Annotated in this window: 9 protein-coding genes; 5 read left to right on the forward strand and 4 right to left on the reverse strand. The window is 72.0% G+C overall.

Going from position 1 to position 12267, the window contains the following annotated elements; translation table 11 throughout:
* The 3 genes from V8J39_RS22930 to V8J39_RS22940 form a co-directional block, all read right to left on the reverse strand.
* On the reverse strand, window positions 1-2391 hold a 2391-nt coding region (locus V8J39_RS22930; protein WP_336463307.1), incomplete at its 3' end, for a beta strand repeat-containing protein.
* Between the two features lie 112 nt (window positions 2392-2503).
* Complete coding sequence (locus V8J39_RS22935) at window positions 2504-3520, reverse strand: nucleotidyltransferase family protein (protein ID WP_336463308.1); 1017 nt, start codon at window positions 3518-3520, stop codon at window positions 2504-2506.
* A 105-nt stretch (window positions 3521-3625) separates the two neighbouring features.
* On the reverse strand, window positions 3626-5995 hold the full coding sequence (locus V8J39_RS22940; protein WP_336463309.1) for a methyl-accepting chemotaxis protein: 2370 nt from the start codon (window positions 5993-5995) through the stop codon (window positions 3626-3628).
* Window positions 5996-6162: 167 nt separating this feature from the next.
* Between V8J39_RS22940 and V8J39_RS22945 the strand changes: the two genes are divergently transcribed.
* Genes V8J39_RS22945 through V8J39_RS22965 form a run of 5 tightly spaced genes read left to right on the forward strand, consistent with a single transcriptional unit; the run spans window position 6163 to window position 11029 of the window.
* Window positions 6163-7263 (forward strand): polysaccharide biosynthesis/export family protein, encoded by a 1101-nt coding sequence (locus V8J39_RS22945; protein ID WP_336463310.1) that lies wholly within the window; start codon window positions 6163-6165, stop codon window positions 7261-7263.
* A gap of 25 nt (window positions 7264-7288) precedes the next feature.
* Entirely contained in the window at window positions 7289-8488 is a 1200-nt protein-coding gene (locus tag V8J39_RS22950; protein ID WP_336463311.1) for a capsule biosynthesis protein, read from the forward strand.
* A 20-nt stretch (window positions 8489-8508) separates the two neighbouring features.
* Window positions 8509-9165 (forward strand): ABC transporter ATP-binding protein, encoded by a 657-nt coding sequence (locus tag V8J39_RS22955; RefSeq protein ID WP_336463312.1) that lies wholly within the window; start codon window positions 8509-8511, stop codon window positions 9163-9165.
* Window positions 9162-10238, forward strand: a complete 1077-nt coding sequence (locus V8J39_RS22960) for a hypothetical protein (RefSeq protein WP_336463313.1) — start codon at window positions 9162-9164, stop codon at window positions 10236-10238. The genes V8J39_RS22955 and V8J39_RS22960 overlap by 4 nt, the downstream gene beginning before the upstream one ends.
* Window positions 10235-11029 (forward strand): ABC transporter permease, encoded by a 795-nt coding sequence (locus V8J39_RS22965; RefSeq protein WP_336463314.1) that lies wholly within the window; start codon window positions 10235-10237, stop codon window positions 11027-11029. The genes V8J39_RS22960 and V8J39_RS22965 overlap by 4 nt, the downstream gene beginning before the upstream one ends.
* A gap of 4 nt (window positions 11030-11033) precedes the next feature.
* Here the strand turns inward: V8J39_RS22965 and V8J39_RS22970 are convergent, their stop codons facing one another.
* The gene (locus V8J39_RS22970) at window positions 11034-12227 is read right to left on the reverse strand and encodes a capsule biosynthesis protein (RefSeq protein WP_336463328.1); all 1194 of its coding nucleotides are present in this window, start codon (window positions 12225-12227) and stop codon (window positions 11034-11036) included.
* Between the last annotated feature and the right edge of the window lie 40 nt (window positions 12228-12267).

Consider the following 12267-nt stretch of genomic DNA (forward strand, 5'->3'; position numbering starts at 1 on the left):
GGCCCCGCCCCGGATCAGGTCGTCGCCGCCGGCCCCGACGATCGTGTCGTCGCCGCTGCCGCCGGTGACGGTCTCGTCGCCGTAGTAATTGCCTTGGTAGCTGATCCGGGACGACCCGGCGAAGCTGGCGGCGGAGAAGTCGGCGGTGAACGCCTCGCCATCCGCGAAATCGTAGGCCCAGACGTTGAGCACCTGCGCATCGGCGAGCGCGAGCGCGCCGAAATCTGCGGAATCGCCGTCTTCGCTGTAGAGTTCGATGTTCGCGTAGACATAGGTGCCGCTGTTCCAGCCGACCGGATCGATTGTGATGGTGCCGAGGTCGTCGATGGTTTCGGCGTCGAGGGTATTGCCATAGCGCAGCGCCGTCGCCTCGATCCCCGAGACCGCGGTGCCGCGCAGGTCGGCGCTTTGCAGCAGCATCGTGTCGATGCCGGCGCCGCCGGAGAGCGTCGAATCTCGGAACGTGCTCGAGATCTCGATGCGGTCGTCGCCGTCGCCGCCATCGGCGAGGCTGCCGGCGCTGGCATAGTTGAAGTCGATCAGGTCGTCGCCGGTGCCGCCGTGCAGCGAGTCGCGCCCCGAACCCGAGGTGAGGCTGTCGTTCCCGGCGCCGCCGAACAGCGCGTCGTCGCCGCTGCTCGCGTCCATGACGTCATTGCCGGTGCCGCCGGTGACGGTCTCGTCGGCGTAATAGTTGCCGGCGTAGGTGATGAAGGCCGAGCCGGTGAAGCTGCCGCCCGAGAAGTCGGCCGTGAACGCCTCGCCGTCGGCAAAGCCGTCGGCGGAGACATAGAGACGCTGACCATCCGCGAGCACCAGGTCGCTGAAGTCGGCGGTGTCGCCATTCGCGCCGTGGACATAGAGGTTGGCATAGACATAGGTGCCGTCGAAATGGGTGGCGGGGTCGAGGGTGATGGTGCCGAGGTCGTCGATGGTTTCGGCGTCGAGGGTATTGCCATAGCGCAGCGCCGTCGCCTCGATCCCCGAGACCGCGGTGCCGCGCAGGTCGGCGCTTTGCAGCAGCATCGTGTCGATGCCGGCGCCGCCGGAGATCGTCGAGTCTCGGAACGTGCTCGAGATCTCGATGCGGTCGTCGCCGTCGCCGCCATTGGCGAGGCTGCCGGCGGTGGCATAGTTGAAGTCGATCAGGTCGTCGCCGATGCCGCCGTGCAGCGAGTCGCGCCCCGAACCCGAGGTGAGGCTGTCGTTCCCGGCGCCGCCGAACAGCGCGTCGTCGCCGCTGCTCGCGTCCATGACGTCATTGCCGGTGCCGCCGGTGACGGTCTCGTCGGCGTAATAGTTGCCGGCGTAGGTGATGAAGGCCGAGCCGGTGAAGCTGCCGCCCGAGAAGTCGGCCGTGAACGCCTCGCCGTCGGCAAAGCCGTCGGCGGAGACATAGAGACGCTGACCATCCGCGAGCACCAGGTCGCTGAAGTCGGCGGTGTCGCCATTCGCGCCGTGGACATAGAGGTTGGCATAGACATAGGTGCCGTCGAAATGGGTGGCGGGGTCGAGGGTGATGGTGCCGAGGTCGTCGATGGTTTCGGCGTCGAGGGTATTGCCATAGCGCAGCGCCGTCGCCTCGATCCCCGAGACCGCGGTGCCGCGCAGGTCGGCGCTTTGCAGCAGCAGCGTGTCGATGCCGGCGCCGCCGGAGATCGTCGAGTCTCGGAACGTGCTCGAGATCTCGATGCGGTCGTCGCCGTCGCCGCCATTGGCGAGGCTGCCGGCGGTGGCATAGTTGAAGTCGATCAGGTCGTCGCCGATGCCGCCGTGCAGCGAGTCGCGCCCCGAACCCGAGGTGAGGCTGTCGTTCCCGGCGCCGCCGAACAGCGCGTCGTCGCCGCTGCTCGCGTCCATGATGTCATCGCCGGTGCCGCCGGTGACGGTCTCGTCGGCGTAATAGTTTCCGGCGTAGGTGATGAAGGCCGAGCCGGTGAAGCTGCCGCCCGAGAAGTCGACCGTGACCGCGTCGCCGTCCGTGAATCCGTTGGCGGAGACATACAGCCGCTCGCCATCCCCGAGCACGAGCCCGCCGAAATCGGCGGTGTCGCCGTCGTCGCCCGAAAGATAGACGTTGGCGTATCGATAGGTGCCGTCGAAGTAGGTGGCGGGGTCGAGGGTGATGGTGCCAAGGTCGTCGATGGTTTCGGCATCGATGCTGGCGCCGTACCGCAGCCTGGTCGCCTCGATCCCGGTGACCGCGGTGCTGCGGATGTTGGCGTTCTGCAGGTTCAGCACGTCGGTGCCGCCGCCGCCGCTGATCAGGCCCGAGGTCGTTCCCATCAGCAGGAAGGTCGAGCTGAGCGTGATCGTGTCGGCGCCGGCCGTACCGACGATCTGGGTCACGCCCCCGACCGCCGAGCGCGAGGCATTGTCAAAATTCGCCATCGAAATGTACCCGTCTGAACACAGCAACTGAACTGCGCCGACTGTGCTGATCGGCCGCCGATTCGTACTCTGGTGGATAAAATTCTCTGGATACGGCAGGCGCTTGCGGCGCTCAGAGGGCCGCGAGCAGCGCCGCGGTCGCGGGCATCCGGTCGAGGCTCGCCGCGATGCGCTCGCGCCAGCGCGGGCCGCGCGCCAGCGCGTCCTCGTGGGCCTCGCGCAGCTCGTCGGGGCGGTCGGCGGCCAGGGCCTCGATCAGCAGCGCCGCCTGGCCGCGATCCTTGCGCGCCTTGGCCTGGTCGGGGCCGCCGCGGCGGCGGTCGGCGACGATCAGCTTGTGGATCGCGAAGCGTTCGGGGCGCGGCACCTGCACCAGCACGCCCGACCGGTAGAGCGCCACTGCCGGGATCGGCTCGGCGATCAGGTAGTTGAGGTAGTTCAGGCCCTGCGCCGAGACCCCGAGCGCCGGCAGCGGCTTGACGCTCTCGTCACCGAAGGCGGGGGTCAGGAACTCGACCATCGCCGGGCCGTGGCTCTGGCGCCATTTCCAGACCTGGCGATCCTCGACCCCCGGCACCGCCTCGAAGCGCATCGTGCGCAGGATCTCTCCGGGCTCTTCCTCGACCCGGTCGCCAAGGCTCAGCGACAGCCGCTCGAAGCTTGCGAAATCGATGTCGCCGGTCTGGGCCAGGTCGTCGATCCCCAGCCGCAGGCCCAGCTCGCCCTGGTAGAGCACGAAGGCGCCGGTGCCGACCACGGTGCCGCCAAGCCGGAACACGCCCGCACGCGCGAAGGCCGTCAGCAGCGAGCCGGTCTCGCGGTCCGTGGTCACCATGCCCTCGGCGCGCAGGATCCGCGCCAGCCGCGTCATTGCCTCCCGCCGCGTGCCGGCCGCCGCCTTCAGCTCGCCCGCCCGCGCCAGCCGCGCGCGCCGCTCTGGCGTGCCCTCGCCCAGATAGCGGGTCTTCATCTCGGTCCCGATGCGGAACTTGTCGTAGAGATAGACCCGCCCGTTGCGGTGCCGCTCCTCGATGCTGCCCAGGACCTCCGAGGCGCTGTCCTCGAGCTGCAGGCGCAGCAGGTCCTGATAGGCCGCCTGGGCGGTGCGCGACAGCGAGAGAGCGGGCATGGCAGGATCCGGGCGATTGTGTGCAGCAAATATATTACCGCTGCAGACAGGTGCAAGTGTGCATCGGCCGCGCGTTTGCTGCACACGGATCGTCGGGCGCGGGCGTCAGGCGGCGACGCCGATCCTGCCCCGGGGAGCCTCCTCGAGGGTGAAGCCTGACACGCCCTTGAACAGGTCGTGGGCCTGGCCCTGCAGGCTCGCCACGGCCTGGTTGGTCTCGGTGAAGACCCGGACGTTCTGCTGGGTGCTGCGGTCAAGCTCGTTCGTCGCGCGCGAGATCTCGGCGATGCCATGCGCCGTGTCCGAGGTCGAGCGCGCGATCTCGCCGATCATGCGCCCGGTGTCGGTGATGCCCTCGGCGATCTCGCGCAGGGCGGCGCCGGTCTCGTCCACCAGCGTGACGCCGCGCTGCACGTTGCTTTCGGCGCTGCCGATCAGCGCGCTGATGTCGCGCGCGGCATCCGACGAGCGCTGCGCCAGCGCCCGCACCTCGGAGGCGACGACCGCGAAGCCGCGGCCGGACTCGCCCGCGCGCGCGGCCTCGACGCCCGCGTTCAGGGCCAGCAGGTTGGTCTGGAAGGCGATGTCGTCGATCACCTTGAGGATGCGCGAGATCTCCTGCGACGAGCCCGCGATCTCGCGCATGGCCAGCACCGCGCGCGCCACGACCTCGTTGCCGGCGCCGGCGCTGCGCCCGATCGCGGTGATCGCGGCCTGCGCCTCGCCCGCGGCCCCGGCCGAGCTGCGCACCGAGGCCGACATCTGCTCGAGCGCGGCGGCGGTCTCTTCCAGCACGCTCGCGGTCTGTTCCGACCGGCGGGTGAGGTCGGTCATCGACTCGCCGATGGTGCGGGCCGAGCGGTCGACGGCGCGGGCCGCGCCCCGGATCCCGCCAAGCGCCGCCGAAAGCGCGGCGCAGCTGTCGTTCAGCCGCCCGGCGATCTGGGCGAAGACGCCGCGGAACTCGCCGGTCATGCGGTGGGTCAGGTCGCGCCGGGCGAGGTGGTCGAGCGTCGTCGAGACGGCGCCGAAGCCGCGGTCGGCCGCCTCGCCCACCATGTTCATGCCGTTGCACAGCTCGGCGAAGACGCCGGTGCGCTGCCCGACCGCGATGCGCTGGCTGAAATCGCCCCCGGCGCAGGCGGCGGCGATGGCGGCGATCTCGGCGGCGGTCGCGGCATCCGCGCGGTGGCGCTCGGCCTCGGCCCGCCGGTCGGCCTCGGCGGCGGCGGTGCGGCGGCGCTGATCCTCGGTCTCCGCCAGCAGCGTGCGGGCGCGGTCGGCCTCGGCCTGCTCGGCGGCCAGCCGGGCGGCCTGCGCCAGCCGGTCACGGTCCTGCAGGCCGTCGCGGAAGGCGACCAGCGCGTCGCGCAGGGCCCCGATTTCATTGCGCGACTGCCAGCCCGGCACGGGGACCGCCAGCTCGCCCCGGGCGAGCGCCGACATCGCGGCGGACACCTCCTGCAGGCGCATCACCACCCCACGCCGCAGCAGCCGCTGGCCCAGCAGGCAAAGCCCGATCAGCAGCGCCACCGCCCCGCTGACCAGTGCGAGCGACACCGTGCGCGCCCGCCCGAGCCCCGCCATCCCCGCGAGGATCTCGTCCTGCAGCAGGCCCGCCGTCCGGTCGACCTGGCCGGCGAAGGCGTCATAGGTCGCGCGGTATTCGGCGGCCGAGCTGCGGGCGGCGGCCTCGACCGTGGCGGCCTCGTCGATCCGTTGCGCCGCAAGCCCGGCCAGGGTCGCGATCTGACGGTCGAGCCCGGCCAGCGCCGGGGTCGTGGCGACCGGCGGCGGCAGGTCGGCCAGCCGCGCCCGCGCCTCGGCCCAGCCCGCCTGCACGCCGGCGGCGGTCTCGGTGGTGTCGCCGCCCAGCAGCTCCTCGAGCGAGAGATGGGTGCGGGTGATGCCATAGCGCATCTGGCCAAGGATGCGCAGCGCCGCGGGATCGACGAGGGCGGGATCCTCGCCGGCCGCGCCGATCGCGTCGGCGATGGTCGTGTATAGCGCGTCGAACTGCGCGTCGGCGGGCGATCCGGCGGTCTGGCCGTCGGCCAGCGCGTCAAGCCGCGCGCGGCTCGACAGCCGCAACCGCTCGAGCGTGGCGAGGCTGGCCTGCGCGAGATCGCGCACCGGCGGCGATCCGCCCGGGACACGGCCGTTGCCCGGCAGATCGCCCCCCTCGGCGATCACCCGCAGCAGCGTCTCCGCCTGCCCGAAGCGGGCGAAGATCGTGTCGCCGTCGATGGCATTGTCCCCGGCGATGCGGCCCGTCAGCGCGAGATAGCCCGCCGTCGCCTCCTGCTTGGCCAGCAGCACCGCATTGCCCAGCGGCGCCAGCTCCTGCCCGACGCGGGTGCCCGCGGCGGCGAGATAGCGGGTCGAGCCGATGCTGACGCCCCCCGCCATCAGCAGAAGCCCCAGCATGAGCAGGATCGCCCACCGCATCTGGCGCATGATCGTCTGCGGGCCCATCGGATCCCCTCGCGTGAAGCCGGGCCGGCGGCGCCGTCCCCGCGCCTGAATCGCATGGGAAGATTACTTAACTCTTTAAGCGTTTCCCGCGCGGCGGGCGGGCTTGCGCCTGTCGCGGATGCAACCTGTGGTGTAGCGTCATTGACAGAAGTTGTAGGGGCAAGACGTTGTTTCGATTTCTCGGTTTCGTGCCTGTCCTGATCGCCTGCGCCGCGCTGCCCGCCTGCGCGAGCCTGCCGCGCGGGGCCGGCAGCCCGGCGATGATCCTGGAGACGGCGCGCGCGCAGGGGTCGGGCATCAGCGTGATCCCGGTGACCCGCCGCAATGTCGCGCAGCTGAACGGCCGCGCGGGCGGCGGCAGGCTCGCGCATGGCTGGCTGGCCGGGGGGGCGCCCGACCCCGCCGGGACGATCCGCCCCGGCGACCGGCTGAACGTCGCGATCTGGGACACCGCCACCGACACGCTGCTGACCGAGACCGGGGCCAAGTCGGCGCTGCTTACGGGGCTCGAGGTCGATGCCGGCGGGCGGATCGCGGTGCCCTATGCCGGCCGGATCGGCGTCGGCGGCGACAGCGTGGAGCGGGCGCGCGCCACGATCCTCGAAAGCCTCGCGCCGTCGATGCCGACGGCCGAGGTGCAGCTGCAGCGGCTGCCGGGGCGGCTGACCTCGGTCAGCCTCGTCAGCGGCGTGCCGCAGCCCGGGTCGGTCCCGCTCGAGGCGGCGGGGCTGTCGACGCTGGGGCTGATCAGCCAGGGCGGCGGGATCAGCACGGGCCTGCGCCACCCGGTGGTGCGGGTGATGCGCGGCGACGGCGTCTACGAGACCTGGGCCGAGGACCTGCTGGCCGGACGCAGCGCCGATGCCTGGCTGCGCGGCGGCGACCGGGTGATGGTGGTCGAGGACGAGCGCAGCTTCACCGCGATCGGCGCGACGGGGACGGAGCAGGTCGTGCCCTTCGACGAAAGCGAGATCACCGCGATGACCGCGCTGGCCATGGCGGGCGGGCTGAACGAAAGCCGGGCGGACCTGAAGGGCATCCTCGTGCTGCGCGGCGCGCCTGCGGCCGCCCCGGGACAGGGAGAGGGCGACGCGATCTACGTGCTGGACCTGACCGGGGCCGACGGGCTTTTCGCGGCGCGCGCCTTCGGCATCCGCCCGGGCGACACGGTGATGGCCACGGAATCGCCCGTCGTCTCGGCGCAGACGGTGCTCGGGCTCGCGGGGCTGCTGCTGCGCACCGGCACTGCCGCGGGCGTCTCGCCATGACCCGGGCCCGAGGACGGCGGCCCCGATGAAGGAGCAGCGGATCCAGCCGCCGGCCGAGCCGGCCCCTGCCCCGCGCGCGCCCCCGGTGTCGGCGCCGGCCGTGCCGCCGCGCCCGGCCGGCAGCCTGTCGCGGCTGCGCCACCGCATCGTCGCGCTGTCCTTCGCGCTGGTCGTCGTGATCCCGGGGCTGGCCTGCACGCTGTATCTGACGCTCTGGGCGGCCGAGCAGTACCATGCCGAGGCCGCCTTCTCGGTCCGCTCGACCGAAAGCGGCAGCGCCTTTTCGGCGCTTGCGGCCTTCACCCATCTCTCGGGCTCGTCGGTGCCCGACGGCGCGGTGCTTTACGACTACATCCGCTCGGCCGAGCTGATGCGCGAGGTCGATGCCGAGATCGGCCTCGACACCGTCTTCAACCGGGCGCCGCGCGACATCGTCTTCTCGCTGCGCCGCGACCGCTCGCTCGAGGACAAGCTCGACTACTGGAACCGCATGGTCCGGGTCGATCTGGATACCACCACCAACATCCTCTACCTGCGGGTGCTGAGCTTCGCGCCCGAGGACAGCGTCGCCATCGCCCGCTCGGTGATCCGCCACAGCGACGCTTTGGTGAACCACCTCAACGTGCAGATGCAGATGGACGCCACGGTCTATGCCGAGCAGGACTTGCGCGACGCCGAAGAGGCGCTGGACCGGCTGCGGGTGACGATCCAGGCCTTCCGCGACGACAACCGCATCATCGACCCGGAATCGACGGTGGCAAGCCAGATCGGCGTGCTGTCGGCGCTGCAGGCCGAACTGGCGCAGGCGCTGGTGGACAAGGCGACGATCACCCCCACCGTCACCGGCGCCACCGACCCGCGGCTTGAGAACATCGACCGCCGCGCCGCCGCGATCCGCCAGCAGATCGACCAGGAGCAGGCGCGCGTGAACTCGCCCACCGGCGGCGCGCCGCCGCTGTCGCGGGTGATGGGCCGCTACGAGGAACTGCGCGTCGACCTGAACTTCGCCCAGCAGGCCTATACCACGGCGATGGCGCAGCTGCAGGTCGCGCGGGCCGAGGCCCGGCGCCAGACCCGCTATCTCGCGACCCATGTCCGCCCGAGCCTGGCGCAGGATGGTCTCTATCCCGGGCGTTTCCTGCTTTCGGCGGTCTGCGTGCTGGGCCTGTTCGCGGTCTGGGCGGTGGCGGTGCTGGTCTTCTACAACATCCGCGACCGGCGCTAGGCCGGCGGGGGAGGCGACGGATGATCGACTTCCAGAACGTGACCAAGACCTACCGGCTTAAGGGCGGCGTGCGCACGATCGTGCGCGACCTGTCGCTGTCGGTGCCGCGCGACCGCAACCTTGCGCTGATCGGGCGCAACGGCGCGGGCAAGTCGACGATGCTGCGGATGATCGCGGGCAGCCAGGCCCCCGACCGCGGCCGGATCCTGCGCCATGGCCGGATGAGCTGGCCGATGGGCTTCTCGGGCGGGATGCACCCGGCGCTGACGGGGCGGCAGAATGCGCGCTTCATCGCCCGCGTGACCGGCATCGACACCGACGAGATGGCCGGGTTCGTCGCCGATTTCTCGGAACTCGGCAGCTTCCTCGACATGCCGGTCAGCACCTATTCCTCGGGGATGCGGGCGCGGCTGGCCTTCGGCATCTCGCTTGCCGCGAAATTCGACTGCTACCTGATCGACGAGCTGACCGAGGTCGGCGATGCCGCCTTCAAGAAGAAGTGCCGCGACGCCTTCCGCGCGCGGCTGGAGAACGCCCGCGTCATCGTCGCCGCCCATTCCGAGGCGACGCTGCGGTCGCTGTGCAACGCGGCGCTGTTCCTCAACCAGGGCACGGTGCGGTATTTCGAGGACCTGGAAGAGGCGCTGGCGGCCTACCGCCGGTCGCTTGGCGTATGAAGCCCGCGCTCGCCCTGCCCGCGCCCGGCCGCCCGCTTCTGCGGCCCGATCGGCTGGCGGCGCTGGCGCGGCGGATCGTCTCGCCGGGCTCGGCGACGGCCGACCTGTACCTGGGCTTCGCCTGCGCCGACGCGATCGCCGCCGGCCGGATCGAGCGTCACGCCCCCACCGTCTTCCGCGCCGGGCGCACGCTGATCGTGGCGCGCCACGACAGCGGGCTCGCGCGGCTGCCCGACCACGACCGGCTGGTCTACATCATCGACGACGACTGGCGCGCCGGGATCGCCGATCCGCGGCTGCCGGCCTGGTACCGGCTGAAGCTCGCCGCGATCGAGGGGCGCGCCGCGCGGCGGCTGGAGCGGGCGGCGGGCGTGATCCTGACCGGCAGCCCGCGGCTCGCCGCCCTCTACCGCCGCCGCGGCCTCGGCGGGCGGGTGCGCCGGATCGAGCCCGCCTGGCCCGCCCCCGCCGCCGCGCTGCCGCCGCCCGCGGGCTGCGCCACGCGGCTCGCCTATCTTGGCGCGGCGACCCACCAGGATGACGCGCGCTGGCTGGCGCAGGTGCTGGGGCCGCTGCTCGCGGGCGGCGCGGCCCTGCGGCTGCTGTGGTCGGGCAACCATCCGCTGCCCCGGGCTTGGGAGGGCGATGCCCGCGTCACCCGGCTGCCGGCGATGGGCTGGCAGGGCTATCGCGACTGGATGGCGGGCGAGCGGTTCGACATCGGCCTCTACCCGCTGCGGCCCGGGGGCTTCAACGCCGCGCGCTCGGTCAACAAGCTGGGCGAATACGACCAGTTCGGCGCCGCTGTGCTGGCCTCGGCGCGCTGGAGCGCGGCCCGCGGGGCGGCGGCGCGCGGCGCCTGCGTGCTTGCGCCCGACGATCCGCGCCGCTGGCGCTACGAACTTGCGCGGATGCTGGAAGAGCCCGGCCGCGCCCATGCCACCGCCCGCGCGAACCGGGCGCTGCAGGCCGCGGGTGGTCTCGCGGCGCAGCGCAGGCTCTGGTCCGGGCTGCTGCCCGGTGTCCTTCCCGGCGTCCTGCCCGCGATGCCGGCCGGGGAGGACGCGCGATGAGGACCGAAGCCCTCGCCGGCCTGTACCGCTTCGCGGTGCTGCGCGTGCTGGGCGCGCTGATGATCCGCGAGATGATCACCCGCTACGGCCGGTCCTGGGGCGGCTATGTCTGGGCGATCGTCGAGCCGCTGGGCATCATCACCGTGCTGTCGATCGGGCTGTCGCAGCTGCTGGCGGCGCCCGCGCTGGGCAAGAGCTTTTTGCTGTTCTACGCCACCGGCTACCTGCCGTTCTACTTCTTCTCGAACTGCGCCGAACAGGCGGGCAGCGCCGTCGCCGTCAACCGCGAGCTGATGCAGCTGCCCGGCGTCACGCCGCTGGCCGCGATTCTGGCGCGCTTCTTCCTGACGCTGCTGACGCTGGCCGTGGTCGGCACCATCATCCTGGCCGTCGTGGCGCTGACCCTGCGCGAGGGTCTGCGCTTCGACATCGCCCGCGCGCTGCAGGGCCTGGGCTGCGCGGCGCTGCTCGGCCTCGGGATGGGCGTGATGAACGCGGTCACCTTCCCCTTCGTGCCGATCTGGCGCCAGCTCTGGGGTCTGATCCGGGTGCCGCTGATGCTGACCTCGGGGATCTTCTACACCTTCGGCACCCTGCCCGCGCATGTTCAGGCGATCCTGTGGTGGAACCCGGTGCTGCACTGCATCGGCGCGATGCGCGGCGCCTTCTACATCGGCTATCGCGACGACTATGTCGCGCTGGGCTACGTGGTGGCGGTGGCGCTGTCGCTGCTGATCCTGGGCCTGGCGCTTCTAGGGCGGCACCAGCATGCCATCATCGAAAGCCAGTAGCCTGTCAGATCGGCCGCCGCGCCGGGTCGGTCAGGCGCCGCACCATCTCGGCCACCGCCACCCGGCGGCCCTCGGGGGCGAAGAACGACCCCTTGACCTGGATCGAGCCCAGGACCCGGCGAAAGGCCGCGAACAGCGCGGCATCGACCGGCGCCGGCGCGGTCCAGAACCCGTCGAGCCCGCTTTCATGCGTCAGCCCCGGCACCCGGAACACCGCCGAGCCGCGCGCGCAGACCGGCACCCCCAGCCGCAGCGCGTGCAACCCGACGGTCGAGTTCACCATCACCACGCCGCGGGAATGGGTCAGCAGCGCCTGCAGGTCGCCGCCGCGGATCACCTGCACCCGCCCCCTCAGCCCGGCCTCGGCCGCCAGCCGCGGGATCCGCGTGCCCCAGCGCGGCAGGTCGCTTTCCAGCGGGTGCAGCTTGATCACCAGCTGCCGCCCGGCCGGGGCATGGCGCGCGAACGAGCCCATGACCTCGCGCAGGAACTCGGTCAGGTCGCGATAGGGCGAGCTTTCGCGGATCTGGTAATCGCCCTGCATCTGCATCGCGACGAGGTTGTAGTCGAACCCGCCCCCCCGCGCCCGCGCCTCGAGAGCCGCGGCGGCCCGCGCCTCGCGCCCGGCGCGCAGCAGGACCGGGATCCAGCCAAGGTATTCCGCCACCGGCCAATAGCGCTTGTCGGCGCGGTAGAACGGGAAGGCCGGCCGGCCGAAGACCATCGCCAGGTTGAACCCGACCTCGAGCGCGGCCTCCTGCGCGAAGCCGTGGCGGTGGCGCACCTTCATGTCCGGCTCGGGCCAGAGCCGGGCCATCGCCCGCAACAGCGCGGGGTCGCGCGGGAAATGCGAGCGTGCGCCCATCCCGTCACGCTCCAGCGTCAGCCAGTCGGGGCGCAGGTATCCGAACTCGATCGCCCAGCAGTCGATGCCCCGGCGCGCGCCCTCGGCCTGCGCGGCGGCGTGATAGGGCAGCCGGTCCGCGAAATACAGCATGTCGGTCACGCCCTCGCGCGCGCAAAGATCGCCGACGAAGCCCGGCCAGTCGCGCAGCCGCCCGCGAAAGCTGATCCCGGCGCGGCGGCCCCAGAACAGCGGGTCGGCCGCGCACAGGTGCACCTTGACCACCCGCGCCCCCGCCGCCGCCAGCCCATCCGCCAGCTCGCCCCAGAACGGCGAGGGATGGCCCTGCAGCATCAGGAACACCCGCTCCTCCCCCGCCCGCGGCGCGCGGGGA

The sequence above is a fragment of the Frigidibacter sp. MR17.24 genome (genome assembly GCF_037095655.1).
Classification (GTDB): domain Bacteria; phylum Pseudomonadota; class Alphaproteobacteria; order Rhodobacterales; family Rhodobacteraceae; genus Frigidibacter.